Raw genomic sequence first — 14,356 nt, 5'->3', positions numbered from 1 at the left:
ATGGGGCTTAGCCTGGGGGTGCGGGAGTCTTGAGTGTAAAGCCGCAGACCGCCGCCACGCCACATTGCCAGCACAGTGGCTTGCGTGACTGGCACACATAGCGGCCGTGCAAGATCAGCCAGTGGTGGGCGTCCACCATGTAAGCAGGCGGAATGCGCTTGAGCAGCTTGTGCTCCACCTCCAGCGGTGTTTTGCCCGGGGCCAGCCCGGTGCGGTTGCCCAGGCGGAACAAGTGCGTGTCCACCGCCATGGTTGGCTCGCCAAAGGCCACGTTGAGTACCACATTGGCGGTCTTGCGGCCCACGCCAGGCAAGGCTTCCAGCGCCTCACGCGTGCGCGGCACCTGGCCGCCGTGTAGCTCCACCAGCATCTGGCAGGTTTGCATCAGGTGCTTGGCCTTGCTACGGTACAGGCCGATGGTCTTGATGTGCTGTTCCAAGCCTTCAATGCCCAGATCGAGAATTTTTTGCGGCGTGTTGGCCACCACAAACAGCCGCCGCGTGGCCTTGTTCACGCCTACATCGGTGGCTTGGGCCGACAGCAGCACGGCTGCCAGCAACTCGAACACCGAACTGAATTCCAGCTCGGTCTGCGGGTGCGGGTTGGCGGCCTTCAGGGTGGCAAAAAAGGTTTCAATCGCAGCAGGTGTCACTGGGTGCTGACATCCAGAAAGGTCGCTTCGTCTGGGAACTTGGTGCGCAGCCAGTCCACGTCGAGCATTAGCGCGGCAATCACGTCCTTGGGCAGCATGTCTACGGCCTCTGCATCGCGGTGGGGTTCTTCTGCCAGTAGACCGGCCAGGTGCACGATGGCGCCCAGGCGGGAGAAGGCTTGCTCGGTGATGGGGTCGGCCGAGCGTTGCAACGCCTGCACCATTTGCATGGGGAAGTTCCAGCGGCGGGCCAGTTCGGCGGTGATTTGGCCTTCGGTAAAACCGATGAGCCGCTGCTCGCGCTGCCAGCGCACACCGGGAATATGGGGCAGCTTCTCGATTTCGTGCAGGGTGGACGGATCGGCCTGGGCAATCAGCAGCTCGCCCAGGCGCAGCATCATGCCGGTGAGCCAGGCCAGTTGGCCGTCAATGTTCAGGCGGTTGGCCAGCCACTGGGCGTAGCCCGCGCAGGCCATGCTGGAGCGCCAGAACTCGGTTCGGTCCAGGTCGGGCAGGGAGGGGAAGGATTCGCTCAGGCAGGCCCCCAGTGCCAGGGTGCGCACCTTGGACATGCCCACCATGGTAATGGCGTCGTCCAGCGTGCCCACGCCGCGTGGCAGGCCGAACTGGGCGCTGTTGGCCAGGCGCAGCAGCTTGGCCGACAGGGCGGGGTCCTTGGCGATCAGGTCGCGTATCTGGGGGACCGAGGCGTTGTCGTCGTTCAGGCTCTGGATGAGCGCATGCGCGACCTCGGACATGGAAGGCAATTTGATGGATTCAAAGAATGAATCGAGGTTGGCCATGGTTTCTCCCAAAAAAGTTGCGACCCAATCGGTGACAATTTAACCCAAAGCCATGTGCGCACGCCGCAATCTGCACTGCATGGTCGACTATTTTTTGCCCCTCGTTTGCCGAAAGAGAGCCCTATGCAATTTGCCGACCGCCTGAACAATGTAGAAACCTCCGCCATCCGCGAGCTGTTCAAACTGCTGGGCAAGCCCGGCATCATCAGTTTTGCGGGTGGCTTTCCCGACCCCGCACTGTTTGATGTGGAAGGCATTCGCGAGTCCACCGACGCGGTGCTAAAGAACAGCCCCGGCCCGGTGCTGCAGTACGGCGCCACCGAGGGCTACCAGTCGCTGCGCGAAGGCATCAGCACCCACATGGTCAGCAAGGGTGCCACCGTGGCGCCCGATGGCCTGATCGTTACCACCGGCAGCCAACAGGCGCTGGACCTGATCGGCAAGACCATGATCTCGCCCGGCGACAAGGTCATCATGGAGGCCCCCACCTTCCTGGCCACTATCCAGTGCTTCCGCCTTTACGGCGCGCAGGTCATTGGCGCGCCGATTGATGCCAACGGCGTGGATGTGGACAAGCTCGAAGCGCTGATTGAAGAGCACAAACCCAAGCTGGTTTACCTGATCCCCACCTTTGGCAACCCCAGCGGCGCTATGCTGAGCCTGGAACGTCGCAAGCGCATTCTGGAGATTGCCGTGCGCACCCAAACCCTGGTGGTGGAAGACGACCCCTACGGCGAACTGTTCTTTGACCAGGCCCCGCCACCCAGCCTGCTGGCCCTGAGCGACAGCGTGCCCGGCAGCCGCGACTGGCTGGCGCACTGCGGCAGTTTCAGCAAAGTGCTGAGCCCCGGCCTGCGCGTGGGCTGGCTGATTGCACCGCCCGCATTGTTGAGCCGCGCCACCATGTGCAAGCAGTTCAGCGATGCCCACACCAGCAACCTGACCCAGGCCACGGCCGCCCACTACCTGACTCTGAACCGCCTGCCTACGGCCCTGAAAGCCGTACGCTCCACCTACGCCGAGCGCGCCCGTGTGATGGCCGAATGCCTGCGGCGTGAACTGGGTGATGCGATTGCGTTTGAGCAGCCCAAGGGCGGCATGTTCTTTTGGGCTCGCCTGACGGGCGCCAATGGCAAGGAAAACAATGCCAGCGAATTTGCCAAGCGCGCGATCGACAAGCTGGTGGCGTTTGTGCCCGGTGCGCCGTTTTACGCGCACGACCCTGACCTGACCACCCTGCGCCTGAGCTTCGCCACGGCGGATGTGGCCAAGATTGAAGAGGGCATTGGCCGCCTGGGCCAGGCCTTGTAGTTCTTGGGGCCGCCCCGATATCCTGATCTTTGAGCGAGAAACCGTTATGCCCGCCACCCTGAAAATTGATTTTGTGTCCGATGTGTCCTGCCCCTGGTGCGCCATTGGCCTGCAAAGCCTGGAAACTGCGCTGGGTCGGCTGGGCGACGAGGTTCAGGCGGACATCCATTTCCAGCCGTTTGAGCTGAACCCCAACATGGTGTCTGAAGGCGAGGACATCACCGAACACCTGCACAAAAAATACGGATCCACGCCTGAACAGGCCGCGGCCGCCCGCGAGAACATCCGCCAGCGCGGCGAAGCCTTGGGTTTCACCTTCAATATGGCTAAGCGTGGCCGCATTTACAACACATTTGATGCGCACCGCCTGCTGCACTGGGCCGAAACTTCGGGCCAGCAGCTGGCGCTGAAGAAGGCGCTGTTTGCGGCCTACTTCACGAATGGCGAGGACCCCAGCAACCATGAGGTGCTGCTGCGCGCTGTGCGGGCTGCGGACCTTGATGTGGACGAAGCCCAGCGTGTGCTTGCCACGGACGACTACGCCGCAGAGGTGCGCGAGCAGGAGCAGCTCTACTTGGACCAGGGCATCCACTCGGTGCCAGCGGTCATCATTAACGACCGCCACCTCATCTCCGGCGGCCAGCCGCCCGAGGTGTTTGAGCAGGCGCTGCGCCAGATCGCGGCGCAGGGCTAAGCAACTCCGCCATGCTGGACCGGCGGCAACTCCTGGGTTGGGCCGCCAGCAGCGCCAGCACGCTGTGGCTGCCGCGCAGCGCCTGGAGCCAGACCCGGGTAGATAGCAACCCCTTTGTACTCGGCGTGGCCAGCGGCTCGCCCACGCATGATTCCGTCGTCTTGTGGACCCGGTTAGTGCAAGGCCATTCGCAGGCCCAGGCCTCGTGGGGCGCCGAACCCGTCACCGTGCGATGGGAAGTGGCGCATGACGCACAGTTTCGACGCCCCGTGCAATCCGGCCAAGCGCAGGCGCTGCCATCGCTCGCCCATTCGGTGCATGTGGAGGTGCAGGGTCTGGAGCCGGACCGCTGGTACCACTACCGCTTCATGCTTGGAGGTGCGATCAGCACCGTGGGGCGCACCCGCACATTCCCCGCGCCAGGCGCGGCCGCCAACCGGCTGCGCCTGGGCTATGCGTCCTGCCAGCACTGGGAACACGGCTACTACAGCGCCTACCGCCATATGCTGGGCGAGCAGCTCGATGCGCTGATGTTTCTGGGCGACTACATCTACGAATATGCGGGCAGCAGCAAGGCGGTGCGCAGTGCGTCAGGCGGTACCGCCGTTAGCCTGGATGATTACCGCGCACGCTACGCCCTTTACAAGACTGACTCCCATCTGCAGGCCATGCATGCGGCATGCCCCTGGCTGCTAACCTGGGACGACCACGAAGTGCAGAACGATTACGCGGGGGAGGCACCAGGTAACCGCGGACCCGAGGGCATTGACTTTATGGCCCGCCGCACGGCCGCCTACCAAGCCTATTACGAGCACATGCCGTTGCGCGCCGCTGCGCTAGGCCGTGCGCTCAATGCTGTGTGGGGCGCCCACCGCGAACTTCGCCTCTACGACCGCGTGCCTTTTGGCCGTCTGGCCACGTTGCACCTGCTGGACGATCGCCAGTACCGCGACCCGCAGGCCTGTACCAAGGGGGGCGGGCCAGGTTCCAGCACCGTGAACCCAGCCCACTGTGCGGCGCTGGCAGACCCGCGCCGCACATTGCTGGGCACCGCGCAGGAGCGCTGGCTCGACCAGTCTTTGGCTACTGGTGGCGGGCAATGGACCGTGCTGGGGCAACAGACCGTGTTTGGCCAGCGCGACTTCAAACCTGGCGATGGGGTCAGCGTGTCCAACGACGGTTGGGACGGCTACGGCGCCGCCCGCACGCGTGTGACCGAGGCCCTGCAGCGCCATCAGGTCAGCAACCCCGTGTTTCTGGGCGGTGACGTGCATTCCAATTGGGTGGGCCATGTGAAAGCCGACTACGCGCGCCGCGACAGTGCGGTCGTGGGTGTGGAATTTTGCGGCACCAGTATCACTTCACGCGGTGGCACCAACGAAGGCATGGCAGACACCCTGGAGGACAACCCGCACTTTGTATTTGCCGACCGTGAGCGGCGTGGCTACGGTGTGGCTGAGTTCACACCCAAGCAGCTTAGTGTGACGCTGCGCGTCGTGGACGACGTGACGCGGGCAGACGCCGACGTGCAGACGCTGGCAGCGTTCACGGTCGAGCAAGGGCGGGCGGAGGTGCACCAAGCCTAAGCGGCTTGGGCCGTACAGATTTACGTCAGCACTTCAAGCAGGCGATCCAGACCGCCACTATTGATGGCGACCTGGGCCTGGGCACGTACGGCGGGTTTGGCGTGGTAGGCCACTGACAGGCCAGCGGCACCCATCATGGGCAGGTCATTGGCGCCATCGCCCATAGCAATGCACTGTGCGGGCTCTATGCCTAGCAGCGAAGCCACCTCGAGCAGGGTGCGGCGTTTCTCCGCACCGTCGCAGATGTCGCCCCAGCTCTGCTGCACCAATCCACCAGTCAACACGCCGCAGTTGGGGCCCGAGGCGATTTCCAGCACGTTCGAGCGGGTGTAGTCGATGCCCAGCAGCGCACGCACATGTTCGGCAAAGTAAGTAAAACCACCGCTGACCAGCAGCACCTTGAGCCCTGCCTTTTGGCAGGCCGCCACCAGTGCGGCCGCACCCGGGTTGAGCTGCAGGCGTTCGCGCTTGACGACTTCCAGGTCAGCCACTGTGACCCCTTTTAGCAAAGCCACCCGGCGACGCAGGCTGTCTTTGAAGTCGGTGATCTCCCCGCGCATGGCCGCTTCGGTGATGGCAGCCACCTCGGCCTTGCGACCTACGGCGTCGGCAATCTCGTCGATGCACTCAATGTTGATGAGCGTGGAGTCCATGTCGAAGGCGATGAGCTTGTAGTCGGCAAGCTTCAGTGCGGCAGGCAGGTTCTGGACGACGAGACCGGGGGCGAGTTCTTGGGGCATATACAGGTGACAGGGGTATAGCAGCAGGGACTAGTGCAGCGCGTTGGCCCGCACCAGTTCCTGGTGGCGGGCATTGATGGCCATCACAGCCTTGTCGCCCCGGTCCCAGTGGTCCAGAAAGACTTCGCTGTCCTTGGTGAAGCGATGGCCGATACGGATGGAGTAAGACTTGAACATCCAGCTGAACATGGATTTGAAGAACACCGCCTCATCCAGGTCGCGCCACTTCACGCCGCTGGTGCCTTTGGTCCAGGGCAAGATGCCGGACGAACGCCAGACACCGATGTCATCCATGTACAGGCGGTGGCTTTTGATGGAATAGAACCGCAGCGCAATGATGAGCAGGGACACGCTCAGAACAATCAGGCCGCCAAAAATGTTGGCTCCCAGGAAAGCGACGGATAGCAGAAGCAGGACGATGGCGAAAATCCCGGACCAAAAATAGGCCGTCCACGATTTACCGCCCAGTTCCACGACATTCGTAGCGGTGATATTGGTGTTTTCTTGATCCATGGGCTCCCCGTAAAAAGTTGTGCCGAAAATGTAGCCGGAAAAGGGACTGATTCTGTGGCAGGCCCGGGCCTAGGCATTCGATTTCGAAATGCTGGTGACGGGTGTGCCCAGGCTGCGCAGCACATCCCGCACCATTTGCACCCGGGTTTTCACCTCGGGAAGCTCGCGTTCGATGCGCAGCTTCTCATTGCCCACCAGTTTGATGTGCTTGTTTTTCTGTATCAGCGCAATCACGCCCATGGGGTCGATGGGGGCGTCTTTCTTGAAGGTGATGGTGATCACGCCGGGCGCCGCATCCACCTTGACCACGCCATAGGGCTTGGCAATCACACGCAGGCGGTGCACGTCGATCAGTGTTTGCGCCTGGGCTGGCAGCTTGCCAAAGCGGTCCACGATTTCTTCGAGCAGCGCGTCCACCTGGTCGGTGTTCTTGGCCGTCGCCAGCTTTTTGTAGAACGACAGGCGCAGGTGCACGTCGCCGCAGTAGTCATCAGGCAAGAGCGCCGGGGCGTGCAGGTTGATTTCGGTGGTGACGTTGAGCGGGCTCAGCAGGTCGGGTTCGATGCCGGCCTTCAAGCAGCGCACGGCCTCACTCAGCATCTCGTTGTAGAGCTGGAAGCCGACCTCGAGCATATTGCCGCTCTGGTTTTCACCCAGGACCTCACCCGCACCGCGGATTTCCAGGTCGTGCATGGCGAGGTAGAAGCCCGAGCCCAGTTCTTCCATTTGCTGGATCGCATCCAGCCGCTGCTGGGCCTGCTTGGTCAGGCCTTCGATGTCCGGCACCATCAGGTAGGCATAGGCCTGGTGGTGGCTGCGCCCCACGCGGCCACGCAGCTGGTGCAGTTGGGCCAGGCCAAACTTGTCGGCGCGGCTCATCACGATGGTGTTAGCCGTGGGCACGTCAATACCGGTTTCAATGATCGTCGAGCAGAGCAGCAGGTTGTAGCGCTGGGCGATGAAGTCGCGCATCACGGCTTCCAGCTGGCGCTCCGGCATCTGGCCGTGGGCCACGGCAATGCGGGCTTCGGGCAGCAGCTCTTCGAGCTTCTGGCGCCGGTTTTCGATGGTTTCCACCTCGTTGTGCAGAAAGTAGACCTGCCCGCCGCGCTTGAGTTCGCGCAGCACGGCTTCGCGGATCACGCCATTGCCTTCAGATCGTACAAAGGTCTTGATGGCCAGGCGGCGCTGCGGGGCGGTGGCAATCACGCTGAGGTCGCGCAGGCCTTCCAGCGCCATGCCTAGCGTGCGGGGAATCGGGGTGGCCGTCAGCGTGAGCACGTCCACCTCGGCGCGCAAGGCCTTCATCTGCTCCTTGTGGCGCACGCCAAAGCGGTGCTCCTCATCAATGATCAGCAGGCCCAGGTTGGCGAACTTGGTGTCCTGGCTCAGCAGCTTGTGCGTGCCCACCACGATGTCCACCGTGCCGTCGGCCACGCCCTTGAGCGCCGCGGTGATTTCCTTGCCACTGCGAAAGCGGCTCATCTCGGCAATCTTCACGGGCCATTTGCCGAAACGGTCCACCAGCGTCTGGTAGTGCTGCTCGGCCAGTAGCGTGGTCGGTGCCAAAAACGCCACCTGCTTGCCACCGGTAACCGCCACAAAGGCCGCACGCAACGCAACTTCTGTTTTACCAAAACCCACGTCGCCGCAGACCAGGCGGTCCATGGGGCGGGGGCTGATCATGTCCTGGATCACGCAGTGGATGGCGGCCTTCTGGTCTGCGGTTTCTTCAAAACCAAAGTCGTTGGCAAAGGTTTCGTAATCGCCCGGGCTGTAGCGGAAGGCATGGCCTTCGCGTGCCGCGCGGCGCGCGTAGATGTTGAGCAGCTCGGCCGCGCTGTCGCGTACCTGTTCGGCGGCCTTGCGCTTGGCCTTTTCCCACTGGCCACTGCCCAGCCGGTGCAACGGTGCCTCGTCGGCGCTCACGCCGGTGTAACGGCTGATGAGTTGTAGCTGGCTTACGGGCACATAGAGCGTGGCCTTGTCGGCGTACTCCAGGTGCAAAAACTCTTGCAGCTCGGGCTCTCCTTGGGCGTTTTTGTTGCCCATGTCCATGTTGATCAGACCGCGGTAGCGCCCGATGCCGTGCGCGCTGTGTACCACCGGGTCGCCCACATTGAGCTCGGAGAGGTCCTTGATCAGCGCTTCCACATCGCTGACCTGCTCCTGCTTCTTGCGGCGGCGTGTGGTGGGGCCAGAGGCAAACAGCTCGGTCTCGGTGACGAGGTCGATGCCGAATTCCAGCCAGCTGAAGCCCGCCGTCAGGCCTGCGGTGGCAATGCCAAACTTCTCGTCGCTGGCTTGGAACTCGGCCAGCGAGTCAAACGCCGGTGGCGAGATGCCGCTGGCGCGCACAAAGTCCAGCAGGCTTTCGCGGCGGCCATCGCTCTCGGCCAGTACCAAGATGCGGTGCTGGGTGTTGCGGGCATGGGCCTTGAGGCGGGAGAGCGGGTCTTCCGTGCCACGCTCCACCGACAGGGGGGGCAGGCCGGCAAACTCCACAAACGCGTCGCCTTCACCCGGTGCGCGAATGGCCAACTGGGCGTGGGCGTTGGCCCGGGCATAAAACTGCTCGGTGCCTAAAAACAGCGCTTCGGGTGGTAGGGCGGGGCGGTCCGGGTCGCCTTGCACCAGGCGGTAGCGGTCCTTGGTGTCTTGCCAGAAACGCTGGAAGGCCGGTTCCAGGTCGCCGTGCAGTACCACGGTGGCGTCTGCGCCCACGTAGTCAAACACGGTGGCTGTCTCTTCAAAAAACAGCGGTAGGTAGTACTCGATGCCAGCGGTGGCCACGCCATTGCCAATGTCTTTGTAGATACGGCTCTTGGTCGGGTCGCCGTCCAGCAGTTCGCGCCAGCGGCTGCGGAACTTGGTGCGCGCCTCGTCGTCCATGGGAAACTCGCGCCCGGGCAGCAGGCGCACTTCGGGCACAGGGTAGAGGCTGCGCTGGCTGTCGGGGTCAAACGTGCGAATGCTGTCGATTTCGTCGTCAAACAGGTCCACCCGGTAGGGCACGGCGCTACCCATGGGGAACAGATCAATCAGCCCGCCGCGCACCGCGTACTCGCCGGGGCTCACCACCTGGGTCACGTGGCTGTAGCCGGCCAGCGTGAGTTGGGCCTTGAGGCGGGCCTCATCCAGCTTCTGCTTAACCTTGAATTCGAAGGTGTAACCAGCCAGAAAACTGGGCGGTGCCAAGCGGTACAGCGCCGTGGTCGCGGGCACGATGACGACGTCGGCGCCGGTTTCCTTGTCGCGCTGGCTAATACGCCACAGGGTGGCCAAGCGTTCGCTGATCAGGTCCTGGTGCGGCGAAAACGTGTCGTAGGGTAGGGTTTCCCAGTCGGGGAACAGCGCGCAGCGCAGCGTGGGGGCAAAAAAAGCGATTTCTTCCAGCAGACGCTGGGCGTCACTGGCGTTGGCAGTCACCACGGTCATGGGCCGGCCGGCGGCTTTTTCACGTTCGCCCAAGCGGGCCAAGAGCAGGGCGTCGGCAGAGCCGGCAGGGCGGGGCAAGGTGAAGCGCTTGCCCGAGGTCAGTTTAGGTAAATCCATGGATGGGTTCGATTTTAGAATGGGCCACCCTTATGAATGCCGTCCTCCCACAAACTCTTTCCACTTCCAGCGCGACGTATCCGCGCCTATGGGCGCTCATTCCCTGTGCAGGCAATGGCAGTCGCTCGGGCGCAGCTGGCCCCAAGCAGTACCAACCCATCGCCGGTCAGCCCATGGTGCTGTACACGCTGGCGGCCTTCGCTGCAGTGTCCCGGTTGGCAGGAACACTGGTGGTGGTGAACCAGGCTGATACGTTCTTTGAGCAGCAGAGTGCTATGGTTTTGGTAGCTGCTTGCGGAGGATCTACGCGGGCTCAAACCGTATTGAATGGTCTTAATGCCTTGCGGGAGCAGGGTGCGGGGGCGGATGACTGGGTGCTGGTACACGACGCTGCACGCTGCCTTATCACGCCCGCGCAGATCAATGCCCTGATCGATGCGTGCGAGAACGACCCCGTGGGCGGTTTGCTGGCGCTGAAGCTGCCAGACACGCTGAAGCAGGAGCGGGGTGGCCGCGTGGCCCACACCGTGGACCGGGCGGACAAGTGGCTGGCCCAGACACCGCAGATGTTTCGCCTGGGGGCTTTGCAAGACGCGCTGCAGACCGCGGGCGACGCGGTGACCGACGAGTCCAGCGCCATGGAGTTCATGGGCTTGCAGCCACGCCTGGTGGAGGGCAGCGCCCAGAATTTCAAGGTCACTTACCCGCAAGACTTTGCGCTGGCCCAGGCCCTGCTGGCCGCCCGCACACCGGAGTAAACCGCCATGCACGCCTTTGCCGCCTTGCTGGACACCCTGATCGCCACACCCGAGGCGCGCAAGCCCGGCGTGGAGCAGATGATTCTGGACACCTTCCAACGCCGCAAGGCGGTGCTGGCGCTGGACATGAGTGGCTTCACGCTGACGGTGCGGCGCGATGGCATCTTGGCCTACCTGTGCCAGATCCGCCGCATGCACAAGATCACCCGGCCGCTGGTGTTGGCCCACCATGGCGAGGTGGTGAAGAACGAGGCCGACAACCTGCTCGCGGTGTTTGACGACGTGGCGGATGCGGTGGCCGCGGCCCTGGCCATGGTGAATGCGGCTGTGGTGGAGGGGCAGGCGCCACTGCTGGCGTTCAGTGTGGGTATTGATGTGGGCGAGATCTTGTTGCTGGAGCAGGTGGACTGCTTTGGCGACGCCGTCAACCTGGCCTACAAACTGGGCGAAGACATTGCCCGCCCGGGAGAGGTGCTGGTGACCCAGCGCGTGCGCGAGCAATTGACAGACACGGCCGGACTGGGGTTCCAGTCCATACAAGTTTCCATTTCGGGCATGGATGTCACCACGTTTGCCGTGACCCCAGCCCCCTGACACAGGAACCCAACACTATGAATATTCGAATCGGCGAAGGCTGGGACACCCACCAACTGGTGGAAGGGCGCAAGCTCATGCTGGGCGGTGTGGAGGTGCCACACAGCAAGGGGCTGCTGGGCCATTCAGACGCCGATGTGCTGCTGCACGCTATCACCGATGCGCTGTTGGGCGCCGCCGCACTGGGCGACATTGGCAAGCATTTTCCTGATACGGATGCCCAGTACAAGGGTGCGGACTCGGCCGTGCTGCTGGCCAAGGTGGCGGCGGATATTCGTGCGCTGGGCTACACGCTGGGCAATCTGGACAGCACCATCATTGCGCAGGCGCCCAAGCTGGCGCCTTATATCGTTCCCATGCGTGAGCGCATTGCCACGGTGCTGGGTGTGGATGTGGGGCAGGTGAATGTGAAGGCCAAGACGGCCGAAAAAATGGGGCCAGTGGGCGAGGGGCGAGCCATGGAGGCTCGCGCCGTCGTGCTGTTGTTCAAAGCCGCGTAGCGCGCTGCAGCCGGATTTGGGCAGACAAGCCACCGGTGCTCGAGTTGCCCAGCTTGAACGTCCCCCCCATGCGCTGGATGGTCTTGTCCACAATCGCCAGGCCCAGGCCTGCACCATTGGCCGCTGTGCGCGCAGCCTCGCCGCGGTAAAACGGCTGGGTCAGCTGGTGTAACTGCTCTTCTGCCACACCAATGCCGTGGTCGCGCACCTTGATCAACACCCATTTGTCACGCGCAATGGCGGCAATGTCGATCATGGCAATGCCGGTGTTAACCGACTTGCCATAACGCCGGGCGTTCTCCAGCAGGTTGGACAGCACCCGGCCCAGCTCCACCTCGTCGGCTAGCACCAGCAGGTCCTCTTCCATATCGATTTTGATGCGCACGTCGGGAAGTTTTTGCAAGGAATACGCGCAGGTCTCGACCACGTCGCCCAGCACCACGGGGGCCAGTGCAACCCGGTCAGGGCGGGCGTAGTCCAGAAACTTGTCAATGATGGCGTCGAGCTGGCTGATGTCTGCCGCCATGTGGGCACGGGCACTTTCATCAGCTACGCTCATCTCGGTTTCCAGGCGCAGGCGGGCCAGTGGCGTGCGCAGATCGTGGGAAATACCAGCCAACATCACGGCCCGGTCCTGCTCCACCTTGGCCAGTTTCTGGGCCATGCGGTTGAAGCCGATATTCACCTCGCGGATCTCGCTGGTGTTGACGTGCTCATCCAACTGGCTGGCGCTGAAGTTGCCTTCGCGCACGCGGCTGGCAGCAAACGACAGTTCCTTGAGCGGGCGGTTGATCAGCCGGGCAATCAAGGCTGCACCGGCCAAAGACAAAGCGGCAGCGACAAAAAGCCAGATCATCCAGGTCGTGCCTCCCGCAGGCGCAAACCGGCTCTGGTCGGCTTGCAGCCAGTAGTCGTCGCCATCGATCATGAAGCTGACCCATATGCCCATCTGACCATTCACCTGGCTGGCCACCACCGTGCTTTTGCCCAGGCGCTCGGCCAGGTCCTGTGCGACGCGGCGGCTCAGGGTGTCGCTGTCGAGCAGGCTGAACTCGTCATTGGGCTCGCGCGGCACGATGCGCAGGCCTTCCTCGTCCTTCATGGTTTTGATCAGCGAGACGCGGGCAATGGCATCGGCGTGGATCAGTGCGGCACGGCTGAGGTTGACCTGGGAGGCCAGTTGCTGGGACGTTTGCAGCGCGCGTGGCTCAAATTCCAGCGACCGCAGCGTCTGCAACCAGGCCAGAATGCTGCCTAGCAGCAAAATCGCCAGTAGAAAGAAGGTGCGCCAGAACAGGCTGAGCCGCGCAAACGGCCAGTGGATGCCGGTGGGTTCGTCTGCAGACAGCGCCGCGACGGCGCTGGGGTCAAAGTCAGGGGGATTGGTTTGTGACACTGCTTATTGGAGGGGTCAAACCGCTTCGTCTGGCACAAACACATAGCCCACACCCCACACCGTCTGGATGAAACGCGGGGTGGTGGGGTCGCTCTCGACCAGTTTACGCAGGCGGGACACTTGTACGTCCAAGCTACGGTCAAACGGCTCGAACTCGCGGCCGCGGGAAAGCTGGGCCAGTTTTTCGCGCGACAGGGGGATGCGCGGGTGGCGCACCAGGGCCTTGAGCATGGCGAATTCACCGGTAGTCAGGGCCAGTTCCTGGCCACTTTTGCTCAGGGTGCGAGCACCCAAGTCAAACACAAAGGCGCCAAATTTCACCACCTCGTTGTCGCTAGACGGTGCACCTGGCGCTTCGGTCACTGGGCGGCGGCGCAGCACGGCGTGGATCCGGGCCAGCAGTTCGCGTGGGTTGAAGGGCTTGCCCAGGTAGTCATCGGCGCCCACCTCCAGACCGACAATGCGGTCAATGTCCTCGCCCTTGGCGGTCAACATGATGATGGGGGTCAGGTCATTGGCAGCACGCAGGCGGCGGCAGATGGACAGGCCATCTTCGCCAGGCATCATCAGATCCAGCACGATCAGATCAGCGGTTTCGCGCAGCATGATGCGGGTCAGCGACTTGCCGTCCTCGGCAATCAGCACGTCAAAGCCTTCCTGCGTCAAGTAACGGCGCAGCAGGTCCCGGATGCGGGCATCGTCATCGACCACCAAGATCTTGTTGGGGCGGGTTCCGGTCGGTTGCATGGGCCTCTTTCCTTTTCTGAATTTGTAACAAAGCCGATTTTGCGCGGCTTGGCGGGCCACTACCGCGGTCTACCCGCATGGGTTGACACTATGTTACAAATAAGCAACTGGCGTGCGCAGGGTCGGCTTTCACAATGTCAGCAGCGGCACCTGGTCGCGCGTTAATCCACTATGTCCCATTCCAAAGTTACTTTACTGCTGTGTGCGTTTCCATTGTTGGTGGCAGCCGGGACTGGCCACACCGCGCCTGCCGCGAATGAGGGTGCGATGCAACGCCGAGCCGAACTGCGCGAAGCCCTGCAGCGCCGCAATGTGCCAGTGCAAGACAGTGCAGCGCCGGTCAGCAGTGAACGCCAGTTGACGGCCCAGGAGCGTGCCGAACTGCGCCGTCAGCTCCGGACCCAGCAAAAAAGCCCCTGAATCTCCCTCCACCAGGCCCTGAGACTAGGGCCCCGCAAACTGCCTTACCCACGCCATAATGCCCTGAACAATACTTCAGGGGTATTT

General features: G+C 62.8%; 14 protein-coding genes. 7 read left to right on the top strand and 7 right to left on the bottom strand.

Annotation, left to right across the window (positions count from 1 at the left end; translation table 11 throughout):
• Positions 1 to 7 precede the first annotated feature (7 nt).
• Together nth and J2X15_RS02980 are read right to left on the bottom strand one after the other, a co-directional pair.
• Entirely contained in the window at positions 8 to 652 is a 645-nt protein-coding gene (gene nth, locus J2X15_RS02985; RefSeq protein WP_310339367.1) for an endonuclease III, read from the bottom strand.
• Positions 649 to 1,455, bottom strand: coding sequence for an HDOD domain-containing protein (locus tag J2X15_RS02980; RefSeq protein WP_310339366.1), 807 nt, complete (start codon positions 1,453 to 1,455; stop codon positions 649 to 651). The genes nth and J2X15_RS02980 overlap by 4 nt, the downstream gene beginning before the upstream one ends.
• A gap of 123 nt (positions 1,456 to 1,578) precedes the next feature.
• On the opposite strand from J2X15_RS02980, the gene J2X15_RS02975 reads away from it, so the two are divergent.
• The 3 genes from J2X15_RS02975 to J2X15_RS02965 are packed head-to-tail and all read left to right on the top strand — an operon-like array spanning position 1,579 to position 5,046.
• Positions 1,579 to 2,766 (top strand): aminotransferase-like domain-containing protein, encoded by a 1,188-nt coding sequence (locus tag J2X15_RS02975; protein WP_310339363.1) that lies wholly within the window; start codon positions 1,579 to 1,581, stop codon positions 2,764 to 2,766.
• 46 nt (positions 2,767 to 2,812) lie between these two features.
• Positions 2,813 to 3,460: a DsbA family oxidoreductase gene (locus J2X15_RS02970; protein ID WP_310339361.1), complete on the top strand. Its 648-nt coding sequence runs from the start codon at positions 2,813 to 2,815 to the stop codon at positions 3,458 to 3,460.
• Positions 3,461 to 3,471: 11 nt separating this feature from the next.
• A complete protein-coding gene (locus J2X15_RS02965; protein ID WP_310339359.1) occupies positions 3,472 to 5,046 on the top strand; it encodes an alkaline phosphatase D family protein in 1,575 nt (524 codons plus the stop codon).
• Between the two features lie 20 nt (positions 5,047 to 5,066).
• Here the strand turns inward: J2X15_RS02965 and serB are convergent, their stop codons facing one another.
• From serB to mfd, 3 genes are all read right to left on the bottom strand, one after another.
• Positions 5,067 to 5,786: a phosphoserine phosphatase SerB gene (serB, locus tag J2X15_RS02960; RefSeq protein ID WP_310339357.1), complete on the bottom strand. Its 720-nt coding sequence runs from the start codon at positions 5,784 to 5,786 to the stop codon at positions 5,067 to 5,069.
• A 30-nt stretch (positions 5,787 to 5,816) separates the two neighbouring features.
• A complete protein-coding gene (locus J2X15_RS02955) occupies positions 5,817 to 6,299 on the bottom strand; it encodes a hypothetical protein (protein ID WP_310339355.1) in 483 nt (160 codons plus the stop codon).
• Positions 6,300 to 6,368: 69 nt separating this feature from the next.
• Entirely contained in the window at positions 6,369 to 9,854 is a 3,486-nt protein-coding gene (mfd, locus tag J2X15_RS02950) for a transcription-repair coupling factor (protein ID WP_310339352.1), read from the bottom strand.
• Positions 9,855 to 9,886: 32 nt separating this feature from the next.
• Between mfd and ispD the strand changes: the two genes are divergently transcribed.
• From ispD to ispF, 3 genes are read left to right on the top strand one after another with little or no spacing between them, the layout of a single operon-like run.
• Complete coding sequence (gene ispD, locus J2X15_RS02945) at positions 9,887 to 10,612, top strand: 2-C-methyl-D-erythritol 4-phosphate cytidylyltransferase (protein ID WP_310339350.1); 726 nt, start codon at positions 9,887 to 9,889, stop codon at positions 10,610 to 10,612.
• Positions 10,613 to 10,618: 6 nt separating this feature from the next.
• On the top strand, positions 10,619 to 11,206 hold the full coding sequence (locus J2X15_RS02940) for an adenylate/guanylate cyclase domain-containing protein (protein WP_310339348.1): 588 nt from the start codon (positions 10,619 to 10,621) through the stop codon (positions 11,204 to 11,206).
• 17 nt (positions 11,207 to 11,223) lie between these two features.
• Complete coding sequence (ispF, locus tag J2X15_RS02935; RefSeq protein WP_310339347.1) at positions 11,224 to 11,706, top strand: 2-C-methyl-D-erythritol 2,4-cyclodiphosphate synthase; 483 nt, start codon at positions 11,224 to 11,226, stop codon at positions 11,704 to 11,706.
• Here ispF and J2X15_RS02930 read toward each other — a convergent pair.
• Both J2X15_RS02930 and ompR read right to left on the bottom strand, forming a co-directional pair.
• A complete protein-coding gene (locus tag J2X15_RS02930) occupies positions 11,693 to 13,054 on the bottom strand; it encodes an ATP-binding protein (RefSeq protein ID WP_310339697.1) in 1,362 nt (453 codons plus the stop codon). The two genes, ispF and J2X15_RS02930, sit on opposite strands and share 14 nt — an antisense overlap.
• A 63-nt stretch (positions 13,055 to 13,117) precedes the next feature.
• Positions 13,118 to 13,849, bottom strand: a complete 732-nt coding sequence (ompR, locus tag J2X15_RS02925; protein ID WP_310339345.1) for an osmolarity response regulator transcription factor OmpR — start codon at positions 13,847 to 13,849, stop codon at positions 13,118 to 13,120.
• Positions 13,850 to 14,116: 267 nt separating this feature from the next.
• On the opposite strand from ompR, the gene J2X15_RS02920 reads away from it, so the two are divergent.
• Complete coding sequence (locus J2X15_RS02920) at positions 14,117 to 14,269, top strand: hypothetical protein (RefSeq protein ID WP_310339343.1); 153 nt, start codon at positions 14,117 to 14,119, stop codon at positions 14,267 to 14,269.
• The last annotated feature ends 87 nt before the right edge of the window (positions 14,270 to 14,356 follow it).

This window comes from Rhodoferax saidenbachensis (genome assembly GCF_031457975.1).
Taxonomy (GTDB): Bacteria; Pseudomonadota; Gammaproteobacteria; order Burkholderiales; family Burkholderiaceae_C; genus Allorhodoferax; species Allorhodoferax saidenbachensis_A.
This window is presented reverse-complemented; position numbering and strand designations above follow the sequence as displayed.